Origin of the sequence: Caulobacter segnis (assembly GCF_023935105.1) — a bacterium.
Classification (GTDB): domain Bacteria; phylum Pseudomonadota; class Alphaproteobacteria; order Caulobacterales; family Caulobacteraceae; genus Caulobacter; species Caulobacter segnis_B.
Map to the genome: position 1 here is coordinate 3,160,735 of NZ_CP096040.1, position 21,435 is coordinate 3,182,169.

Sequence of the window (21,435 nt, forward strand, 5' to 3'; positions counted from 1 at the left end):
ATGATCCGCTCGCAAGAAAACCCGCGCTTCGTCAACGCCGTGCTCGACTGGCCGCCCACCGCCTTGATCGCTCGCCTGGCCCTGGTCAGCGCCTATCTGCTGGGCGCGGCCGTCAAGGCCAGCGACTTTCCCGGCGCCGTCGCCGAGCAGGTCCATTTCGGCATGACCCCGCCAGCGTTCTGGGCCGTGCTGACCATCGCCGTCGAGATCGTCGGCCCTGTGCTGATCCTGACCCGTCGCTGGCTGTGGCTGGGCGCGGGGATGCTGGGCGTCTTCACCCTGCTGGCCGCCTTCAAGGCCAACGCCTTCTGGGCGATGGCTGCGGGTCACGACCGCTTCACGGCCATGAACGCCTTCGTCGAGCACATCGGCCTGATCGGCGGCTTCGTGCTGGTGGCGATGCTCGACCGTCGGGAGCGCGCCGCATGATCCCCCGCCCCACCCGTCTGGCCGGCGTGACCGGCATGGGCATGGCCTTCGTCGGCGGCTATGTCGACGTGATCGGCTTCGTGCTGCTGTTCGGCCTGTTCGTCGCCCACGCCACCGGCAACATCGTCATGCTGGGCGTCGGCCTGGCCGGCGACGCCGGCGGCCTGGCCACCAAGCTGCTGGCCCTGCCGGTGTTCATCGGGTCGGCCGCCGCCACCTACGCCCTCATCCGCTGGCGCAACGCCCAGGGGCAGCCCTGCGAGGTGCTGGTCCTGGCCTTGCAGGCCGCCCTGTTGCTGGTCTTCATGCTGCTGACCGCCCGCGCCCTGCCCGCCGCCAGCGCCAATGAGCCGGCGGTGATGCTGGCCGGCCTGGTGGGCGTGGTCGCCATGGCGGTGCAGAACGTCGGCGCCCGCGTGGTCTTCACCCACCTGGCGCCGACCACCATGATGACCGGCAACGTCACCCAGCTGGCGATCGACATCGTCGACCTCTTTATCGCACGCGGCCGTCCCGACGACGCGCTGAAGGCGCGGATCCTCAAGACCTGGCCGCCGGTCGCCGCCTTCGCGCTCGGGGCCATCGGCGGCGCGGTCGGCGTGCTGGTCGCCGGGGCCTGGAGCCTTGCCCTGGGCGTGATCGTGGTCGCCCTGCTGGCGGCGCTCCACGCCCTCCGTGGGGAACGGTCGTGAACCGCAGCACGGCTGTTCTGCTGGCCGCCATGGCCTTGGCCGGCTCGGCCCAGGCGGCCGACGCCCCCGCCTTCAAGCCGGTCCGCTCGGACGAGGACTACGGCTACCTGCGCGACGTCCAGGATCGCCAGGGCCTGGACCCGCTGCGCTATATTCCGCTGGGCGGCGAGGCCTATCTCAGCCTGGGCGGCGAAGCGCGGCTGAGGGTCGACGCGATCGACTCTCCCCGCTTCGGCCTGGATAGCGAGCGGCCCGACACCTTCGCCCTGGGCCGCCTGCTGCTGAGCGGCGACTTGCGCCTGACGCCCGCGCTGCGCGTCTATGGCGAGCTTGGCCTGCATCGCGACATCGGCAAGCGCGACGCGCCGGCCGCCATCGACCGCGACGGTGTCGACGCCCAGGTGCTGTTCGTCGATCTCGCCCCCGCCGCCGGCTGGCGGGTGCGCCTGGGCCGCCAGGAGCTGCAGTTGAACCCGACCCAGCGCTTCATCGCCGTCCGGGAGTCGCCCAACATCCGCCAAAGCTTCGATGGCCTTCGCGTCACGCGCGCGTCCGGAAACCTGAAGCTGGACGCCTTCTACCTGCAGCCCGTGACGCCCTCGCCCGGCGCCTTCGACGACGAGCGCAGCCGCACCCAGCGTTTCTACGGCCTCTATGCCTCGGCGAAGCTGTCGCCGCGCCAGACTTTGGACGTCTACACCCTGGGCCTGGAGCGCGATCGCGTGCGGTTCGGCGCCGTCAACGGCGACGAGCGCCGCATCAGTCTCGGCGCGCGCCTGGCCGGAACGGCCGGGGCCTTCGACTATGATACCGAAGGCGTGATTCAAGGCGGTCGCTTCGCGGGACGCAGGATCCGCGCCTTCGCCGCCTCGGCCAGCGGCGGCTACACGCTGGATCAGTCGTGGAAGCCTCGCCTGGCTTTGCGCCTGGACGTCGGGTCGGGCGACAAGGATCCGACCGACGGCACGCTCGGGACCTTCAACCCTCTGTTTCCCAAGGGGGCCTATTTCAACGAGACCACCCTGTTCAGTTGGGGCAATCTGGTTTCGGTCCGCCCTAGCCTGGGCGTGACGCCGCGCAAGGGCGTCAGCCTGGAAGTCAGCTACACGACGCACCGTCGCTGGACGGGCGCGGACGCTATCTACATTCAGCCCCTGGCCCCGCTGGCCCCCATCGGCGGCGACCACGCCAAGGCCGTCGGCGGCGCGACCCAGCTGGACGGGACGTGGCAGGTCAACCGCAACCTGAAGCTCCAGGCCCAGTTGGTCCACCAAGAGGCCGGTCCGGCGATCCGAGCCCTCGGCGGAAAGCCGGTGAACCTGGCGGTGCTGTTCACGCAGATCCGCTTCTGATGTCACTCGGCGCGGGGCGGACGGATCGCAAGTAGCTTCCGGACAAAACGATTGTGATCGCCGTACAGTCAGATTTGACAAAGCTGCTCGCCCCAGAGCCTGATCGCGGCAAGATCGGGATGGAAACGGCCGGGCATGATCGAGCTCTATCACTGCGTCGACGCGCGCTCCTTCCGCGCGCTGTGGGCCCTGGAGGAGATGGGCCTGAACTACCGCCTGCACCTCCTGCCCTTCCCACCGCGCATCCTGCGGCCAGACTATCTGCAAGAGAATCCTCTAGGCACCATCCCGCTGATGATCGACGGCGAGGTGCGGATGACCGAGTCCGCCGCGATCCCGCAGTATCTGGCCACCCGCTATGGGCCCTCGCCGCTGGCCGTCGGCGTCGAGGAGCCGGACTACGGGCCGTGGCTGGACTGGCTGCATCGCAGCGAGGCGACCCTGACATTCCCGCAGACGATCGTGCTGCGCTACACCCGGCTGGAGCCCGAGGCGCGCCGGTTGAAACAGGCGGCCGACGACTATGCCCAATGGTTTCTGTCGCGCCTGCGACACCTGACCCGCGCCCTGGCGGACCGCGAATGGTTGTGCGCCGGGCGTTTCACCATGGCCGACATCTGCGTCGGCTACGCCCTGCTGCTGGCGCGAGACCTGGGGCTGGACCACAAGTTCAGCCCTGAGATTTCGGCCTATTGGGAGCGCCTGGCCGCCCGCCCCGGCTTCCAGGCTGCGAAGGCGGCGCAGGCCCAGGCCTAGGTCCGCAGCGCCCCGTCGATGGCTGCCCGGAACGCCTTGGCCACCGGCTGTACCAGATCGCCCGACACGCAGCGCATGTCGTCACCCGCGGTGTGGAAGAAGCGGTGACCGCCGTAGAGGCCGATCGCCGAGCGGTAGCCTGCCTCGATCACGTTGACTAGTTCGCCGCCGGCATTGGCCTTGTTCGCTTCGTAGACAGCCTCCAGGCCATTCAGGCCCTTGAAAGCGGCCCGCGTCGGCTCGAGCAGGTCGGGCGTGGCGGTCAGCACGCGCTGCGAGTCGGCGCTGGGCAGCGGCCTTAAGGTGGCCAGTTCGTGCCAGTCCCGCGCCGCCGCGCTGGCCCCGATATGGACCCAAAGGCGGGTGTCGGCGGGCTTGGGCGCGTGGTGTTCCAGGTACTGCTCGCCGCCTAGATAGATGTACTCGTGCCCACTGGTGGCGACGAACTCCAGGTTCACGCCAGGCTTGGCGGCCGTCAGCGCGTGGGCCAATGACAGCCAGACGGCGACGCCGGCGCCGCGCTCGGCCGCGCAGGTGAACCAACCCGAGCGCGGCGTGGTGACGATCAAGGTCTGGGCCGCGCCCCGATCCAGCCGCCCGATCAGGTTGAACGCGGACCGTTTGCCAACCTCCGCATCGACCGTCAGGGTCACCGTCGCGCCGACCTTGGCGGCCGCTAAGAACGGCTCGGCGTCCTTGGGCGCCAGGATGACGACGGGCCTCCGGAAGCCGGGCTTGGTCGCGCTGACGTTCAGGCCGATCGTCTCGCCCGTCGGACCAGTGGTGACGACGACGGCCGCCGCCGCGCCACGGTCGAAGGCGTCCGCCAGCGCGAGATCCACCGGCGGCTGGGCCATGCTGATCCAGCGGCCGAACGGCAGCACGACCAGGGCGATCGCCCCGTCCAATACGCCACCGGCGCCGGCCAACTTGAGCGGTAGGGTCAGCCCGTTGACGCCCGTGGTCTTCACGAGGGCCTGCGGAAACACCGGCGCGACCCGATCGTCGACCGCCAGGGTCGCCTCGCGAACCTCGGCATAGGGGACCTGGAACGCCTGGCGCTCGCAACGGAAGCCGAGCGCCGTAAGGTCGCTTTCCAGCCACACGCCGCTGGCCGTATCCCCCGCCCCGCCCGAAGCCTTGATCCCAAAGCCCGCGAAACGTTCGAGCACGGCCTGCAGCCAAGCCGCGTCGGGCGGCGCGATGGCTGGCGCCGCGCGCACCGCCGTCGCCGCGCCAGTCGCGAGCACGCCCGCTCCTAGAATAAGGTCCCGACGCGACGCGCTCATACCAGCCTCTCCCAGGACTAAAGCTCATCAACGATGGACGGTGTTGGCGCCAACCGTCTTGAGCAGGCCCTTTTGATGGGAGCACACATGTCGGGCTTTCCGACGTCAATATAATTGTACAACAATACTATAGAAATTATCAGAACATATGCATCATATTGATCGCCAATAGGTCGCTCGACCCTTTCGCGGTCAAGATGCCGATCCACGATCCAAGGTCCGCCCCACCATGCCAGCCACCGTTGAGACGTCGCAAAACACCGAGACGCTCGCCGATGCGCTTCGCCGCCAGATCCAGGACGGCCTGCTCTCGCCTGGCGAATGGCTGCGCGAGGTCCGGATCTGCAACGCGTTCGGCGTGGGTCGTACGATCGCCCGCAAGGCGCTGCGCACCTTGGCCGACGACGGCCTGGTGGTGATCGAGGAGAACCGCGGCGCCTACGTCGCGTCGACCTCGGTGCAGGAGGTGTTCGACCTCTACGAGGTCCGCGCCGCGCTCTATGGCTGCGCCGCCCGCTTCGCCTGCATCCGCGCGACGCCCAAGCACATGGGCGAGACCCTGGAGCTGGTCGACAAGCTGATCCAGGCGTCCGAGAGCGGCGCCTCGGCCGAGGACCTGATCCATCAGAGCGAGGACATCTTCAGCCGCCTGGCCAGCGCCTCCAGCGCGGACACCCAGAAGATGATCGAGTCCATCCGGCGCAAGACGCGCTGGCACTATTCGTATGCCAGCCTGGCCGAGAGCACCGAAGGCGCGCCGTTCACCCACTGGCGCGTCGTGCGCGCGGGCCTGGCCAAGCGCGACGGAGCCATGGCCTCGGAGGGCGCGCGCAACATCCTCTACCACATGCAGAACGAGGCCATGCGGCTGATGATCTCGCGCGGCTACGGCCTGGCGCCGACCGAGGACACGCGGCCGGCGCGCGCCCGAAAGGCCTCGGCATAGCCACAGAAGCGGGACACGATATGACGTTCGCGATCTCACGCCGCCGCTGGCTCGCCGGCGCCGGCGCCCTGGCGGCCACCCCGGTCCTGGCCGATACCGCGACGCCCGACCTCCAGCCCGTGCTGGACTACGTCCAGGGCCAGAAGACCACCGGCTTCCTGATCGTCCAGAACCGTCGGATCCTCGTCGAGCGTAATTGGCCCCTGCCCGTCGACGCCGCCAATTTCCGCCTGGCCTTCACCTACGGCCCTGCGCCGGATGGCGCCCTACTGGAAGACGTCGCCTCGCAGCAGAAGAGCTTCGTGGCCGTGCTGGCGGCGATCGCGATCGACAAGGGCCTGCTGGACGTCGAAAGGCCGGTCTCGGACTATATCGGGTCGGGCTGGTCCAAGGCCTCGTCCGAGCAGGAGCAGGCGATCCGCGTGATCCACCTGCTGACCATGTCCTCGGGGCTGAACGAGGCGTTTGGCTATGTCGCCCCGGCCGGAGACCGCTTCTTCTACAACACCCCCGTCTACGCCGTGACCAAGCGCGTGCTGGCGGCGGTCGCCAAGGCCCCGCTGGAGAAGATCACCCACGACTGGCTGACCAAGCCGGCGGGCATGACCAACACCGCCTGGCGTCAGCGCCCCGCCGCGCTGGTCGTCCCCGGCAACGCCACGGGTCTCGTCACCACGCCGCGCGACATCGCCATCTTTGGCCAACTGGTGCTGGACGGCGGCCTAGCGCGTGATGGCCGTCGGGTCGTGTCTAAGGAGGCTCTATCGGCCCTGTTCGTCCGTTCGGCGACCAACCCTGCCTATGGGCGACTGTGGTGGCTGAACGGCGGGGTCGAGACGATCCGCGCCGGCGGAGTCCGTACGCCGGGCCAGTTGATCCCCGCCGCGCCCGCCGACCTGGTCGCCGCGCTCGGCGCCATGGACCGCCGACTCTATGTCGTCCCCAGCCGCGAACTGGTGGTCGTGCGGACCGGCCAGGCGGCGATCGACAAGGACTTCGACCAACAGCTGTGGCTACGCCTGGCGAAGGCGCTCGGCTAGAGCGCGTCAGGCCCGCCGAGCGCGCCGGGCCCTGGATGAACCGCAGGGCGACCAGCTGCAGCGGGGCCAAAGCCCGCTTACGGCCGAACAGGTCGCCGAAGTGGTCGAACAGCCGGCCGATCGGCCGGGCCACGAATCCGACCGCGAAGGCGCTGAACGCCGCGAGCCGAGCCACGAACGGCCGGAGGCCGGGCGGGGCGTCGAAGCCCCTGCCCTTACAGCACTTCGAACAGCCCGGCCGCGCCCATGCCGCCGCCGACGCACATCGTGACGACGACGTGCCTGGCGCCCCGGCGCTTGCCTTCCAGCAAGGCATGGCCGACCAGCCGCGCGCCCGACATGCCGTAGGGATGGCCCATGGCGATCGCGCCGCCGTTGACGTTCAAGAGCTCGTCCGGAATTCCCAGACGGTCGCGGCAATAGACGACCTGGCAGGCGAAGGCCTCGTTCAGCTCCCACAGGCCAATGTCATCGATCGACAGGTCGAACCGTTCGAGCAGGCGCGGGATCGCGAAGACCGGGCCGATGCCCATCTCGTCGGGCTTGGTCCCGGCCACGGCCATGCCGACATAGCGACCCAGCGGTTCCAGGCCGCGCTTCTCCGCGAGACCCGCCTCCATCACCACGCAGGCCGAGGCGCCGTCGGACAGCTGGCTGGCGTTGCCGGCGGTGACCACGCCGCCCGCCCGCACGGCCTTCAGGGCGGCGAGCCCCTCCAGCGTCGTCTCCGGCCGCACGCCCTCGTCACGCTCCAGGGTCACCTGACGATGCGAGACCGCCTGGGTGGCTTTGTCGACGACCTTCATGGTGGTCGTCATCGGCACGATTTCGGCGTCGAGGCGGCCCGTCTGCTGGGCGGCGGCGGCGCGGTATTGCGAGGCCAGGCTGTAGAGGTCGCAGGCTTCGCGGGTGATCCCGTAGCGGGCGGCGACCGTCTCGGCGGTGTCCAGCATCGGCATGTAGGCGTCGGCGTGCAGAGCCAACAGACCCGGGTCCTGATCGACCCTCAGTTCGGGCGTCTGGACCAGCGAGATCGACTCAACGCCGCCAGCGACGATCACGTCCATGCGATCGACGATGACCTGTTTGGCGGCCGTGGCGATGGTCATCAGGCCAGACGAGCACTGGCGGTCCATGGTCATGCCGGGCACGGTGACAGGCAGGCCCGCCCGCAGCGCCGCCATGCGCCCGATGGTATGCTGGTAGCCCTGCGGCAGCGAGCAGCCGAGGATGCAATCCTCGATCTCGTCCGGCGCCACGCCCGCCCGCGCGACGGCGGCGGACAGGACGTGGGCGGCCAGGGTCGGCGACGGAGTGGCGTTGAAGGCGCCGCGATAGGCGCGGCCGATCGGCGTGCGCGCCGTGGAGACGATGACGGCCTGACGCATCACGCGCGCCCTCCGGCAACCTTGGCGATCAGGCTGGCGCTGGCCACCTCGCGCTCGGCCTGGGCGAAGCCGTAGGCCGGCACGATCTCACCCGCCCGGTCGCTTACGCCGTCCCACTCGCGGATCAGCACCTCGCCCGCGTCCGCGCCGCCGCCGACGTAGCGACCTTCGGTCAGGGTGATATTGGCGGTGGCGAAGTGGCCGGCGCCGGCGCACAGGATCGCCCGGGTCGGGGCGTCGTCATGGACCAAGGCCAGCAGGCCCGGGCTGACCAGGGCCGGGTTCAGGCGCTGGAGGCTGTCCTCCGATAGCACGCCCTCGGTCATGCCGGTCGCCGCCGTCGGCGCCAGGCAGTTGACCCGGACGTTGTACTTCTCGCCCTCGATGGCCAGGGTCTGCATCAGTCCGACCAGCGCCATCTTGGCCGCGCCGTAGTTGGCCTGACCGAAATTGCCGTAGAGGCCCGAGGACGAGGTGGTCATGACGATGCGGCCATAGCCCTGCTCGCGCATGATCTCCCAGACGGCCTTGGCGCACACGGCCGCGCCCATCAGGTGCACGTCGACCACCAGGCGGAAGTCGTCGAGCGTCATCTTGGCGAAGCTCTTGTCGCGCAGGATGCCGGCGTTGCTGATCAGGATGTCGATCCGGCCCCAGCGGGCCACGACCTGCTCGACCATCGCCGTCACCGCCGCCTCGTCGGTGACCGAGGCCGCCACGCCGATGGCCGCGCCGCCGGCGGCCACGATCTCGGCGGCGACCCGATCAGCCGACTCCTGGGTCAGGTCATTGACGGCCACCTTGGCGCCCTGACTGGCGAGATACAGCGCGTGGGCTCGGCCCAACCCTCCGCCCGCTCCGGTGACGATCGCGATACGTCCGTTCAGCAACATCGAAAAATCCCCTTCAAGCTCGCGAAACGACGCTCGCATCTACCTTCACTAACTCAGCAGTGAATATTGTGAACAAACCTCGCCGGGATCGACGCTCCGGCCTAGGTCTGCTCCCTGCCCTCTCGCCTACAGACCGACAGGAAGCCGGCGGCCATGAATGTCGCCATCCGGTCCTTGACGGCGGCGAAGTCGTCCGACCGGCAGGCCCCGCGCGACAGCTTGTCGATCCGACCCGTGCGGGCCAAGGTCAGCATCAGGGCGCCGGTCACGAACTGATAGCTCCAGAAGATGTCGGCCTCCGAGCCGTCGGGCAGCGCCTTCCTGAGGATTTCGACCAGTCGCAGGACGACAGGATCGAAGTGCTGCTCCATCAGGTCCGCGCCCCACTCGGGCGCGGCCGCGACCTGGGCGACGACGGCGGCGTAGTTCTTCCAGCGCTCCCCGCCCTGGATGTAGAGATCCAGGTCGGTGTCGAGGAAGGCGCGCAGCGCGCCCTCCACCGTCGGCCGGCCCGCGCTGGCGGCCTCGTAGTCGTCCAGCGCCCGCGTCCGCTGCACGTTGGTCACGGCCGCCCGCCGGGCGAGAACCGCGTCGAACAAGGTCTTCTTGTCGTCGAAATAGTAGTTCATCAGCGTGTGGTGCACGCCCACGCGCTGGGCCACATCCTTCAGCGTGACGCCGTGCAAGCCATGGCGCGAGAACAACTCCTCGGCCGCGTCGAGGATCTGCTCCATCTTCTCGGCGCGCTGCTCGGCCTTGCGGCGACGCGGGGCTGTGGACGGGGCTGCTGACACAGGGGGCATCAGTTTCCGCCGTACTCCGACCTCAGCCGGATCTTGTCGATCTTGCCCGTGGCCGCCAGGGGCATGCGCGTCAGGCGGACGACCGCATCCGGGATCCACCACGACGCCACGCGCCCCTTGAGGCAGGCCAACAGCGTCTCGTCGCTGACCTCGGCTTGGACCTCGACCAGCAGGATCGGGCGCTCGCCCCACCTGTCGTGGGCGCGGCCGATCACGGCGGCCAGCGACACCTCGGGCAGCGCCCCGACCACCGCCTCGATCTCCGCAGGGTTGATCCACTCGCCGCCGGACTTGATCAGGTCCTTGGCGCGGCCGGTGATCATCAGGTTGCCCTCGCGGTCGATGCGCGCCAGGTCGCCGGTCGCGAACCAGCCGCCCGCGTCGGTCGCTGGCGTGTCGCAGCCGAAATAGCGCTCGATCACCGCCGCGCCCTTCACCCGCAGGTGCCCCTCGACGTCGCGCTGTTCCGCCAGGGCAACGCCGTCGGCGTCGGTCAGCAGGAAGTCGACGCCCACGGCCGGACGGCCGGAGATCGCCGCCTCGCGGGGCGCGCTCAGCGGCGCGACCGTGCCCACGGGCGACAGCTCGGTCATGCCCCAGGTGGTCTGGACGGTGACACCCAGGCGACGCTCGATCCGCTCCATCAGGGCCGGCGCGGTCGGGGCGCCGCCGACGACGATGCGCTTCAGCGACGGCAGCTCACCGCCGGTCGCCTCCAGGTGTTCGACCAGGCCCAGCCAGACGGTCGGCACGCCCACGGCGACGGTGACCTCCTCCTCGGCGATCAGGCGCGCCAGGCTGGCCCCGTCCATGTGACGCCCCGGCAGGACCAGCTTGGCCCCAACTGCCGTGGCGGCGAACGGCAGCCCCCAGGCGTTGGCGTGGAACATCGGCACCACCGCCAGCACGGCGTCCGCGCCCGATATCGCCAGGGAGTCGACCTGCAGGACCCGCAACGCGTGGAGATAGCTGGAACGGTGCGTATAGGTCACGCCCTTGGGCGCGCCCGTGGTGCCCGAGGTGAAACACAGACCGCATGGCGCGGTCTCGTCGAAGTCGCCCCAGACGACTCCCACCGCGTCGGCGTCATCGACCAGCGGCGCCAGCGCTTCACCCTCGGCAGCCTCGCCGTCGATAATCAGCAGACGCGCTACGTGCGGCGCGAACGCCTGGACCTCGGCGGCCAACGGCGCCAGATCCGCCGAAGCAATCAGGATCCGGGCTTCCGATTGCAGGATCATATCCGCCAGTTGTTCGGCGGTCAGGCGCGGGTTCAGCGTGTGGCACACGGCCCCCATGCCCATGATCGCGTACCAGACCTCGACGTGGTCCTGGCTGTTCCAGGCCAGGGTCGCGACCCGGTCGCCCGTCCTGACGCCCAGGCCGGCCAGCACGGCCGAGACCCGCCTCGCGCGGTTCATCAGCGCCGCGTAGCTGATCCGGTCGGTCCGACCGTCGCCGCGCGCGGTCGTCACCTCCCGGTCGGACCGCCACTTGGCGGCGTGCTCGAGAAACTTGTCCAGCGTCAGAGAAAACGCCTGCATCTCACCGTCGATCATCGGCACGCAACTCATCGGCATTGGGAAACGGGAGCCGGCAGCGGCGGCGAGACAACGCCGACGTTCCAGTTCCAGGGGACGTCGCCCTGGGCGCGGCGGCGGCAGACCACCGTCTCGTTCAGTTCGTACATGCCAGGCCGCAGATGTTCGCCCGGCCGAGGCGCATCGGTGAAGGCCATGTAGGCCCGCCCTTCGCCATAGGGTTTCCAGTCCGGCTGGCCGACGGCCTTCGGCGCGCTCGAGCGGGCGAAGGCCGTCCAGTAGTCGATCATCGCGGTCGACAGCCCGGCCTCGGCCGGCGTCTCGGGGATCTTGGGCCAGGCGGGCGGAGTCTTGTCGGCCGTGCCGAAGACGTACGGGATCTCGCTGGCGTGGAAGCCGTGCAGCCCTGCCGCCTCGGCCGCCGGGTAGCCGTGGTCGAAATAGTAGAAGTAGCCAGGCGCGCCGACGGCGGTCTGCTTGGCGACCAGCCGCTCGGCGGTCCAGCCATAGAGGCTGTCGCGCGGCGCCAGCAGCACGCTTTCGGGAATGTCCGTCGACGGATAGAGCTTCAGATAGTCCTCGGCGAGATCGCCGTAGCGCTTGCGGATCTCGGCCTCATAGGTCGTCGCATCGGCGGGCGGCGACGGGGCCAGGATGCGCAGCGAGCGGATCTCGCCGCTATTGAAGCCGGCCAGGATCGGAACCTTGGCCTGCTCGCCGCGATCGAAGGTTTCGACCAGTTGGCGCGGCAGCACCTTGCCATCGACCGTCGCGAAGGTCTGGAAGCCGGCCATCAGGGCCGCGCTGGTCAGGGTCTTGGCGTCCATCGCCCGCAACGCCGTCAGGTCGTTGGCGCCCAGCTTGGCGGCCACGGCAACGCCGGCCGTCTCGGCCGCGACGTGACCGAACCGGGTCTCGCGCAGCGTCGGCGACGAGATCATGTAGGCGCTCTGGGCGATCGCCTTTTGGAACAGCCCGCGCGCCTGGGGCGAGGCCATCAGGTACATCACGCTGAGCGCCCCGGCTGACTCCCCGGCCACGGTCACGTTGCCCGGGTCGCCCCCGAAGGCGGCAATGTTCCCACGAACCCACTTCAAGGCCGCGATCTGGTCGAGCAGTCCGTAGTTACCGGAGACGCGATCGGCCGTTTCCGCGCTGAGCTCGGGATGGGCCAGATAGCCCAGAACACCGAGGCGATAGTTGATCGAGACGACGACGACACCGCTGCGCCGCGCCACGGCCACGCCGTCATACATGGGTTCGCTGCTGGCGCCGGAGATCAGCGAGCCACCGTGGATCCAGACCAGCACCGGCGCCTTCCTGGCCTTGGCCGGCGTCCAGATATTCAGCGACAGGCAGTCCTCGCTCATCGCTTCGAGCGGATCGGCATAGATGCTGCCTGGCCTGGGCGGCGGCTGGAAGCAGGCGGGACCGAACGCCGTGGCGTCGCGTACGCCCGGCCACGCCGGCGCCGCGGCAGGCGGCTTCCAGCGCCCCTGGCCCACGGGCGGAGCCGCGTAGGGAATGCCCCTAAAGATCTCGAGCCCATCCTGTTTCACGCCCTGGACCGCGCCGGCCGGAGCGCGGACGATGGGCTGCCCCGCCAGCGCGCCGACCGGCGCCGCGACCAGACTCGCCAGGATGACGGCGAAGGCCGCGTTCGCGAAAAGACCAGTTCTCATGGCAGTTCCCACCTCCAGCCCGCCGATCTTCCCCGTCGGCGTTGAGCCAACCGTGCCGACGATCAGCCCCCATGTCAACATTCACTCTCACGCGCGTGAATGTTGACGCAAGCGTTTGATTGGGCGCATGCTCGGGACAAGCCAAGCCCACGAATGGGCGGTCGGGAGGAAGCCTTGGACACCACGCGCGTCACCACGCGGCCGCCGAGCGCGCCGCCCCTGCCCTCGCCGGCACGCCTTCCGCGAGCCGCGCTTGGGTCGTGCTGGCCATGCTGTGGTTTGTCTATGTGCTGAACTTCCTGGACCGGCAGCTGATGTCGATCCTGGCCAAGCCGATCCAGGACAGCCTGCACGTCACCGACAGCCAGCTGGGTTTGATCGGCGGCCTCTATTTCGCGATGTTCTACTGCTTCATCGCCATCCCCGTCGGCTGGCTGGCCGACCGGACCAACCGTGTGGCCGTGCTGAGTCTGGCCTGCGGCATCTGGAGCGCGGCGACGATCGCCTGCGGCCTGTCGCGCAACTACGGCCAGTTCGCCGTCTCGCGAATGACGGTCGGCTTTGGCGAGGCCGGCGGCGTGCCGCCCTCCTACGCGATCATCTCGGACTATTTCCCACCCGAGAGCCGGGGTACGGCGCTCAGCCTCTACAATCTTGGCCCGCCGGTGGGCGCGGCGCTGGGCATCGCCTTCGGCGCGGCGATCGCGGCGGCCTTCGACTGGCGCCACGCCTTTGTGGCGCTGGGCGTCATCGGCGTAGTGACCGCCGTCGCCCTGCCGCTGGTCGTGCGCGAGCCGCGGCGTGGCGCGATGGACGGCGTCGCCGCGGGCGTCCCGGTGCGCAAGGCCCCGTTCTGGGCGACGTTGCGAATGTTCTTCACGCGGCCGACCTTGATGCTGGCGGCATTGGGCAGCGGCGCGACCCAGTTCGTGACCTACGGCCTGGGCAACTTCACCACCCTGTTCCTGATGCGCGAGAAGGGCATGGCCTTAAGCGAGGTCGCCGTCTGGTACGCCCTGGTCGTCGGGATCGGCATGAGCGCCGGCATCTTCGTCTCGGGCCGGGTGATCGACCGCTTCCGCCGCCGCTCCAAGACGGTCTACGCCATCGCGCCTGTGATCTCGCTGACCCTGGCGATCCCGTTCTACCTGGGCTTCGTCTGGGCCCCGACCTGGCCGCTGGCCCTGGCCTTCCTGATCGGCCCCACGTTCCTGAACTACTTCTACCTGTCGTCGTCGGTGGCGCTGGTCCAGGAGGAGATGCGGCCCGAGGAGCGGGTGATGTCCGGCGCCCTCTTGCTGCTGATCATGAACTTCATCGGCCTGGGCCTGGGGCCCACCTATGTCGGCGCGGCCAGCGACTTCTTCCGGGCCAGCCACCCGCAGCACTCGTTGCAGATGGCGCTCTACACGCTCACGCCGTTCTACGTCGTGGCGATCGGCCTGTTCCTGGGACTGGCCCGGATCTTCGCCCGCGAGAAGGCGTGAGGCTCAGTCCTTCAGGGCGATGAAGCCGGCGGCCATGAAGCGGGCGATCCGCCTCTTGATCGCGGGGAAGTCGTCGGAGTGACAGATCCCGCTGGACAGCCGGTCGATCCGGCCCGTCCGCGCCAGGGTGTTCATCAGCGCGCCGCTGACGAAATGGTAACCCCAGAAGATCTCCTCGTCGGCATAGTCCGGCAGGGCGCGCTTGAGGATGCCGACCAGCTTCAGCACGACGGGATCGAAGTGCTCGTCCATCAGCGCCGCGCCCTCGGGCGTATTGCTGACCCTGGCGCAGAAGGCGGCGTAGTTCATCCAGTGCTCGCCGCCCTCGTAATAGAGGTCGAGGTCGGTATCGAGAAACGCGTGCAGCGCGCCCTCCACGGTCGGCTTGTCGCCGGCCGCCTGCTCGTACTGCTCCAGGGCGATCATCCGGCGCCCCGACGTCACCCCCGCCCGACGCGCGAACACGGCCTCGAACAGGTTGGTCTTGTCCTTGAAGTAGTAGTTCAGCAGCGTCGTATGGATGCCCACCCGGATCGCCACGTCGCGCAGCGTGACGCCGTAGAGGCCATTCTGCGAAAACAGGTACTCGGCCGCATCCAGGATCTGCTCCAGGCTCTGAGCGCGCTGCTCGGCCTTCGTCCGCCGCGCCTTGGTCTCCCCCGCCGTCGCTCCCGCCAAGCCATCCTCCTGATGCTTCCGACACCTCGCGTAGTCGGATCGCGGCGCGCCGCTGTCAATCATTCCCGTAACAAAACCATGCTGTCTCGGCGCATTCGAACTGGCCGAACGATGATCGATTGACATTGCACGAGGTTACGGGAAACACTCACTCTTGTGAGAATGAGCGTCAAGAGACTCATTCAACGGGAGGGTTCGCCATATGAAAGTCGGGCTAAACAGCGCCTCGGGCGTCGCGCTGGCGATCGCAATCGCCGGCGCCGGACTGCCGGCATGGGGTCAGGAAAAAACGTCTTCGGACCAATCCACCCAGGTCGAGGAAATCGTCGTCACGGGCTCGAACATCCGGGGCTCGGCGCTCGACGCCGCCCTACCCGTCGAGGTCTATTCGCAAGCGGATCTGGAGAAACAGGGCGCGCCGACGGCGCTGGAATTCGCCAAGAGCCTGACGATTTCGGGCCCGACGACCGGCGAGTCCTATTATTTCGGCGGTCCGACCCTAGTCGGCTCGGTCAACTACAACCTGCGCGGCCTGGGCGCGGACAAGACGCTGGTCCTGTTGAACGGCCGGCGGATGAACCAGAACACCGCCAACGTCCCCTCGATCGCCCTGGCCCGCACCGAGATCCTCAAGGACGGCGCGGCGGTGATCTATGGCGCGGACGCCACCGGCGGCGTCGTCAATTTCATCACTCGCGACAGGTTCGTCGGGGTGGAAGCTCAAGCCCAGTACAAGCACATCAAGGGTTCGAAGGGCGACTATTCGCTCGGCGTGATGGGCGGCATCGGCGAGGACCGCGTCAATCTGCTGGTCTCGGCGGAGTACGAGCACCGCTCGCGCCTCGGCACCCTGGAGCGTGACTTCAGCAAGGCCTCGCTGAACCCGACCACGGGCTACAACCCCGCACCCTGGTCAACCCTGACCAACCTGACCGGCTGGCAGGCGCGCGGCGCCCTGCCCGCCACGCCCAGCGCCACCGACGTCGGCGAATGGGGCTCGGCGCTGGGCGGCATCGTCTCAGACTTCACCCCCGCCAGCTGCGCCGCGGTCGGCGGCCGTTACGACAACGCCTTCACCTGCGCCTACAACTACATCTCGTACTACCGGCTGGTGGAGAAGCAGGACACCTATCGGCTCTACGCCCAGCTGAAGGCGCAGATCACCGACAGCATGAAGTTCCACATGGACGCGTCGTACGGACGTGTGAACCTGCCCCAGGTGATGGGCTCGCCGGCCCAGCCCGTGTCACGCGGCCCCGCCCTGGCGACCGGCGCCGTCAACCAGTTCTATGTGCCGATCACCAACCCGTTCGCGGCCGATTTCGCCGCCGCCCACGGCATCGTCGGGGCCCAGGGCTTCACGCCGATCACCTATCGGCTGTTCGGCCACGGCGGCAATCCGTACTATTCGGGCGGCGACGGCTTCGGCGTGGCCGACAAGATCGACAACAAGGTCTGGCGCGTGTCGGCCGGGCTCACCGGCGACCTGGGCGATCTGGCGCCGTTCGCCAAGGCCGTCAGATACGATTTCGCCCTGACCTATAACGACGCCTACAACTACAACACGCACGCCGACACGATCGGCTATCGCCTGCAAGAGGCCCTGAACGGCTTCGGCGGCTCAAACTGCAAGGCTGTGGACCTGGATCCGAGCCGCTTTGGCACCCAGAACCCCGCCGCCGCCGGCAAGAACGGCTGCCAGTACTGGAACCCCTTCTCCACCTCGTTCAAGGGCCAGCCGATGCTGGGCCTGTCCAACCCCAGCTACGTGGCCGGCAAGGAGAATCCCGAGGACCTGGCCCTGTGGATGTTCGATCCGCGCGCGGTCGAGACCCTTAGCCACAACTTCACGGCCGACCTGGTGTTCAACGGCCGCTCCGGCGTCAAGCTGCCCGGCGGCGAGATCGGCTGGGCGCTCGGCGCGCAGTACCGCTCGCTGGCCAACCGCGTGAACGTGCCCAGCGCGTTCAACAATGGCTCGATCCAGTGCGAATGGCCCAGCAACACCACCAGCGCCAACGGCGCGGGGTCGGGCAATCTGAGCCCCACGCCCACCTCGACGACCAGCGCTAACTTCCGGGGCTGCACGCCCGACGCGCCAGGCCCGTTCGTGCTGTTCGCCCCGACCCTGCCCACCCAGGCCGAACAGAGCCAGTACTCGCTGTTCGGCGAGTTGCAGATCCCGCTGTTCGAAACCGTCGACATCCAGCTGGCGGCGCGCCGCGAGAAGTTCTCCAACGACCTGGGCGCCACGGTCTACAAGGCGTCGGGCAAGTGGAACGTCTGGGGCCCGCTGACCCTGCGCGCCTCGTACGGCACCAACTACCAGACGCCGCCGCTGGGCGTGACGCCGGGCGCGATCACGGTCGCCGCCCGCACCTACACCGTTGCGGCCAGCAACTGGCTGGCGGCCCAGTTCATCACCGACGCCGACCTCAAGCCCGAGACCGCCAGGACCTCGAACATCGGCGCCATCTGGCAGAGCCGCGGCTTCGCCGCCGACCATAGGCTGCGCCTGATCGTCGACTATTTCGACATCAAGACCAAAGACCAGATCGGCCAGGTCGCCGATCCGAACCAGATCGCCAGCCTGGTCTTCAACGGCGCCGGCGGCACCATCACCACCTGTGATGCGACCAAGCAACCGCTGCTGGCCCGCATCACTTTCAACAGCGGTTGCGCGGTGGGCATGAGCGGCGTCGGCAGCTTCTCGGCCGTTTCCACCCGCTATGGCAATGGCCCGGGCCAGACGACCAAGGGCTTTGACTTCCAAGGCAGCTACGGCCTTCCCCTGGGCCCCGGCGACCTTGACATCAACGTCACCGCCACGCGCGTGACCGAGTTGAAGACCGGTCCGACCACCCTGGACGGCGTGACGATCTCGACGGGCGATGATCGCCTGGGCACGCTGAACTTCGCCACCTTCGCCCAGGCCGCGCCCAAGTGGCGCGCCAACCTCGGCGTCAACTACGGGCTGGGTCGCCAGAACTTCCGCCTGGGCGTCAACTTCGTCTCGGCCGTGAAGGACGAACGCGCCGGCATCCAGTACGGCGAGGACGGCGAGAACTGGATCACCACCGACTTCACCTATCGCCTGCAGCTGGACGGCGACATGGCGCTGACGGCGACCGTGGCCAACATCTTCGATCGCGATCCGCCGCCGGCCCAGGAGGAGTTCGGCTACGATCCCTGGACCGGCAACCCGCTGGGCCGGACCTTCGAGATCGGCTTCAAGAAAGCCTTCTAGTCCCACCTCGCGCCTGGCGGGCGACCTCGTGTCGCCCGCCATTCTTTTCGTCGCCCGTGAGGGCTTCAAGCCGGTTGCCCGTCCCACCTATCTTCGGTTGGTAGTCGTGACACCGACGATGCGCAAAGCCTGGACAAGACACTGAGATAGGCTCCCGAGGCGTTCTCGATCGTGAAGCGCCGCGCTTGCGCGAGGCTCAGATGCTCGTCCTGGGAAGACGGCCGAACCCTCGCGATCGCCTCGGCCAGCGCCGCCTCGTTGCCCACCGGAACAAGGTCCCCCAGGGCGCCATGCCCAAGCAGGGTGGCCATGCTGCGGCTGCAGTCGGTGGCGACGATGGGGAGCCCCGCGGCCAGCGCTTCAAGAACGACGGCGGGCACGCCTTCGTAATTCGAGGAGAGCAGCAGGACGTCGAATGACGGCAGCAGCGCCGCCGGCTCCGACGCGTAACCCGCGAACGTCACCCGCCCTTCAAGACCCAGATCCCGCGTCAGCTGTTCGAGCTTCGCGCGTTCGGGGCCGTCCCCGATCACCGTCAGTGTATCGTCCGGGCGGGCGCCGCGCCCGAAGGCGCGAACCATCAGGGCGATGTTCTTCTGTGGTGTCAGGCGGGCGACACAGACGAAGCGTCGGCCAACGCCCTCGGCCCGCGCGGCGCCCCGGCTAGCCCGCAGCCTTTCGATCAGCGGCCTGGACAGGGCGGGATCCGGGATGATCGTGACCCGATCGGACGATACCCCGAGGCACTGGCCGATCTCGTCGGCCATCGGCGTTTCCATGCCGACGAAGTGATCCAGATAGCGTCCCTGGATCCTGAGCCACAGTCGATAGAAGGGGCGGAACCACCATGGCTGGTCGTGGCGGTCGAGGTCGTTGCTGACCTTCAACAGAACAGGCGGACAGCGGCGACCGAGCAGGACCTTGAGCGCCACCGCCACGACGGCATAGGTGTTGCCCGCGCAAAACAGGACATCGGGGCGGGTTCGTCGCACGACCTTAGGCAGCGTCCGGATCATCCAGAGCGTTTCCATCTTCGCCGCGCCCGGACCGACGCCGGGCGGCGAGATGAAATCGAGGTCCGCGCCGACATCCCCCAGCATGTCGCCCTCACGACGCCCCACGAATAGCAGCGCGTCGACGTTTTGGGCGCGCCATTGCCGCACCATCCGCAACGCGATGCGTTCAACGCCTCCAGGCTCGAAACTGTGCAGGAAGGTCAGGATACGCAAAGGTGGGCCGCCTCCTGGGCCAGGAAATCGCGCGCCATCGGCGGCGAGACAAGCAAGCGATAGACCAAGACCGCCACAGCGATGCGACGATCATCGCCAAGCGCTCGGGATGCGACAGGAGCCGCCCCGCGGCCTTGGCCACCATTCTTCAACGCCCCCGCGGCGCCCACAGCGACCGATCGATCCGCTTGACGTCGAACAGAGTGACCGGGCCGCAGGCCGACAGCGTGTGCAATCCTTGCGAATAGGATCCCGCGCCCGGCGCCGGGCCGAGCGGCGCGCTGGCTTCAGCTTCGAACCGCTCCGCGTCCAGCGTGAGGATCTTCAGTTGGCGGATGCCGCCGCCGTAGGTGCGCGTGCAATCCTGCATCGGCAGGACCGGCAAACCGTCCTCCACCCACGCCGTACCGCCAGGACGGCTGGAGGAGAGGTCGTCGCGGACAGGATTGCCGGCATGCAGGCGCCACGGCCCCGTCAGACGCTCGGCGAAGGCGAAGTGCAGACGGCCTTGTTTCCATCGCTGCGGCCCGGTCGGCGAATAGGCCAGCCACCATAGCCCCTCGTGGTGAAAAGGCGTGGCGTCGATCGCCGGGGTGTCCAGCTCCAGGCGCGCCACGGGTTCCCACACGTCGGGAAACGCCGCCGCGCGGTACAGCGTCAATGCGCCGGACTTATAGGCTTCGGGCAACATCCAGGTCTCGCCGTCGGCTTCGAAGACCTGCGGATACGACAGGTGCCAAGGCTCCCGAAGCACCACCGACCGTCGGATCGGCGCGAAGTTCGCGTCCAGCTCGAGCCACTCGATGACGCCGTGGCGGGTCCGATAGTCGTAGGCTTCGACGAACAGATGCAGCCGACCTTCGCGCCAGACGCCGAACGGATCGGCCAGGAACTTCAGATGGCCCTCCTCGGCGAGCCAATGCACAGGCGCGTCGAGGGAAAAGCCGCGTCGGGCGACCTCGGCGATCGGCGCCTCGACGAGGCCGACCCGCCAGATGTCGCGGCCGGGAATCTTCGCGGTCCAGCTAGTCATGACCACCGGTTTCAGCAGCGGTCTGGATGGCTCGCCCGCGCGGGCTGGCGCGCCACCAGCCACGCGCCAGATCGACCGCCCCGAGCCCGACGATGACGCCGAGGTGCAGGACAAGCGTGACAAGCGCCAAAGCCGCCATCAGCGCCGCGACGGTGGAATGCGCGCCAAGCAGGAGCAGCATCAGGTTTCCGAACACCAGATCCTTGTTGGAGATCAGCGGAATACGCGACACCAGACAGCGGATGGCCAGAAGGACGATCCACTGGCCAGTCGAAACGTCCGGCAACGCCATCCGCCAGATCAGCACGGTCAGCACCGTCCAGAAGATCAGGCGCAGGCCGCAAACCACGCCGACGTGGATCAGCTCGGCCAGGCGCAGCGAAAACACCCGGCGCCCGAAAGCCAGAACGCCAACCGAGATCGCCAAGGGGATCAATCCCGACCAGAGCGCCGGCCCCATCCGTTGGGCGAAATCGAGGTCTCGCAGCTGCGTCGCGCTGACTGCCGCTAGGACCAGGGTCAAAAGATTGCCCAGCAGCGCCGACACGATATTGGCGTCCTTGATGGCTGCGAACGGCGCGGCCACGACGCCGGCCGCCCTTCGCGCCCAGACGTAGAGAAAAGCCTCGCCGCTGTAGCCGAGCACGACTTCATTGATGACGTTCTTGCGCAGCAAAGCCTCGAAGCCAGCCAGCGGCATGTTCCAGAGGCGCCGGAACACCGCGAAATCGAACAAGGGCTGCGTCAGGTAGAGCAGCACGAGAGCCGGCCAGGCGAGAGGCGGCAGCCGGCTGATCGTCCGCAACACCGTGGAAGTCGCGTCGCCCAGTTGCAGGACGATGGCCGCGACCAGTCCGGCCGACAGCGCAGCGCCTAGCCAGCCCCATAGCCGTGAGCGTTTCGGATCCGCGGGCTTGAGCGTCTCCTGACCGGCGGTGTCTTGCCCCACG

The 21,435-nt window shown here is 68.4% G+C and carries 18 protein-coding genes; 8 read left to right on the forward strand and 10 right to left on the reverse strand.

All coding sequences use genetic code 11. From position 1 onward, the window contains the following. The 4 genes from MZV50_RS14905 to MZV50_RS14920 all read left to right on the forward strand — a co-directional run bounded on the left by MZV50_RS14905 (position 1) and on the right by MZV50_RS14920 (position 3,229). On the forward strand, positions 1–429 hold the full coding sequence (locus MZV50_RS14905) for a DoxX family protein (protein ID WP_252629974.1): 429 nt from the start codon (positions 1–3) through the stop codon (positions 427–429). Continuing rightward, positions 426–1,121 carry a YoaK family protein gene (locus MZV50_RS14910; RefSeq protein WP_252629976.1) on the forward strand — a complete coding sequence of 232 codons (696 nt, stop codon included), beginning with the start codon at positions 426–428 and terminating at the stop codon, positions 1,119–1,121. Before MZV50_RS14905 ends, MZV50_RS14910 begins: the two co-directional genes overlap by 4 nt. Continuing rightward, entirely contained in the window at positions 1,118–2,473 is a 1,356-nt protein-coding gene (locus MZV50_RS14915; RefSeq protein WP_252629978.1) for an alginate export family protein, read from the forward strand. The genes MZV50_RS14910 and MZV50_RS14915 overlap by 4 nt, the downstream gene beginning before the upstream one ends. A 135-nt stretch (positions 2,474–2,608) precedes the next feature. Then, positions 2,609–3,229 (forward strand): glutathione S-transferase family protein, encoded by a 621-nt coding sequence (locus MZV50_RS14920; RefSeq protein ID WP_252629980.1) that lies wholly within the window; start codon positions 2,609–2,611, stop codon positions 3,227–3,229. Here MZV50_RS14920 and MZV50_RS14925 read toward each other — a convergent pair. Beyond that, a complete protein-coding gene (locus MZV50_RS14925) occupies positions 3,226–4,479 on the reverse strand; it encodes a M28 family peptidase (protein WP_252629982.1) in 1,254 nt (417 codons plus the stop codon). The genes MZV50_RS14920 and MZV50_RS14925 overlap by 4 nt on opposite strands. A 268-nt stretch (positions 4,480–4,747) precedes the next feature. Here MZV50_RS14925 and MZV50_RS14930 point away from each other — a divergent pair, with 268 nt between their 5' ends. Continuing rightward, positions 4,748–5,464: a GntR family transcriptional regulator gene (locus MZV50_RS14930; protein ID WP_252629984.1), complete on the forward strand. Its 717-nt coding sequence runs from the start codon at positions 4,748–4,750 to the stop codon at positions 5,462–5,464. Between the two features lie 20 nt (positions 5,465–5,484). Then, positions 5,485–6,504, forward strand: coding sequence for a serine hydrolase domain-containing protein (locus MZV50_RS14935; protein ID WP_252629986.1), 1,020 nt, complete (start codon positions 5,485–5,487; stop codon positions 6,502–6,504). A gap of 215 nt (positions 6,505–6,719) precedes the next feature. On the opposite strand, the gene MZV50_RS14940 is transcribed toward MZV50_RS14935, so the two are convergent. The 5 genes from MZV50_RS14940 to MZV50_RS14960 all read right to left on the reverse strand — a co-directional run bounded on the left by MZV50_RS14940 (position 6,720) and on the right by MZV50_RS14960 (position 12,811). Continuing rightward, on the reverse strand, positions 6,720–7,892 hold the full coding sequence (locus tag MZV50_RS14940) for an acetyl-CoA C-acyltransferase (protein ID WP_252629988.1): 1,173 nt from the start codon (positions 7,890–7,892) through the stop codon (positions 6,720–6,722). Continuing rightward, positions 7,892–8,785, reverse strand: a complete 894-nt coding sequence (locus tag MZV50_RS14945) for an SDR family NAD(P)-dependent oxidoreductase (RefSeq protein ID WP_252629990.1) — start codon at positions 8,783–8,785, stop codon at positions 7,892–7,894. Before MZV50_RS14945 ends, MZV50_RS14940 begins: the two co-directional genes overlap by 1 nt. A 101-nt stretch (positions 8,786–8,886) precedes the next feature. After that, entirely contained in the window at positions 8,887–9,588 is a 702-nt protein-coding gene (locus MZV50_RS14950) for a TetR/AcrR family transcriptional regulator (protein WP_252629992.1), read from the reverse strand. Then, a complete protein-coding gene (locus MZV50_RS14955) occupies positions 9,588–11,147 on the reverse strand; it encodes an AMP-binding protein (RefSeq protein ID WP_252629994.1) in 1,560 nt (519 codons plus the stop codon). Before MZV50_RS14955 ends, MZV50_RS14950 begins: the two co-directional genes overlap by 1 nt. A gap of 11 nt (positions 11,148–11,158) precedes the next feature. Then, positions 11,159–12,811 carry a carboxylesterase/lipase family protein gene (locus tag MZV50_RS14960; RefSeq protein WP_252629996.1) on the reverse strand — a complete coding sequence of 551 codons (1,653 nt, stop codon included), beginning with the start codon at positions 12,809–12,811 and terminating at the stop codon, positions 11,159–11,161. Positions 12,812–13,080: 269 nt separating this feature from the next. Between MZV50_RS14960 and MZV50_RS14965 the strand changes: the two genes are divergently transcribed. Continuing rightward, positions 13,081–14,298 carry a spinster family MFS transporter gene (locus MZV50_RS14965; RefSeq protein ID WP_252629998.1) on the forward strand — a complete coding sequence of 406 codons (1,218 nt, stop codon included), beginning with the start codon at positions 13,081–13,083 and terminating at the stop codon, positions 14,296–14,298. Positions 14,299–14,301: 3 nt separating this feature from the next. On the opposite strand, the gene MZV50_RS14970 is transcribed toward MZV50_RS14965, so the two are convergent. Then, positions 14,302–14,976, reverse strand: a complete 675-nt coding sequence (locus MZV50_RS14970; protein WP_252630000.1) for a TetR/AcrR family transcriptional regulator — start codon at positions 14,974–14,976, stop codon at positions 14,302–14,304. A 202-nt stretch (positions 14,977–15,178) separates the two neighbouring features. On the opposite strand from MZV50_RS14970, the gene MZV50_RS14975 reads away from it, so the two are divergent. Then, positions 15,179–18,223: a TonB-dependent receptor domain-containing protein gene (locus tag MZV50_RS14975; RefSeq protein WP_252630002.1), complete on the forward strand. Its 3,045-nt coding sequence runs from the start codon at positions 15,179–15,181 to the stop codon at positions 18,221–18,223. A 65-nt stretch (positions 18,224–18,288) separates the two neighbouring features. Here MZV50_RS14975 and MZV50_RS14980 read toward each other — a convergent pair whose 3' ends face one another. From MZV50_RS14980 to MZV50_RS14990, 3 genes are all read right to left on the reverse strand, one after another. After that, positions 18,289–19,452 (reverse strand): glycosyltransferase, encoded by a 1,164-nt coding sequence (locus tag MZV50_RS14980; RefSeq protein WP_252630004.1) that lies wholly within the window; start codon positions 19,450–19,452, stop codon positions 18,289–18,291. A gap of 148 nt (positions 19,453–19,600) precedes the next feature. Next, a complete protein-coding gene (locus MZV50_RS14985) occupies positions 19,601–20,485 on the reverse strand; it encodes a glucosamine inositolphosphorylceramide transferase family protein (RefSeq protein ID WP_252630006.1) in 885 nt (294 codons plus the stop codon). Beyond that, positions 20,478–21,434: a hypothetical protein gene (locus MZV50_RS14990; protein WP_252630008.1), complete on the reverse strand. Its 957-nt coding sequence runs from the start codon at positions 21,432–21,434 to the stop codon at positions 20,478–20,480. The genes MZV50_RS14985 and MZV50_RS14990 overlap by 8 nt, the downstream gene beginning before the upstream one ends. Position 21,435 lies beyond the last annotated feature (1 nt).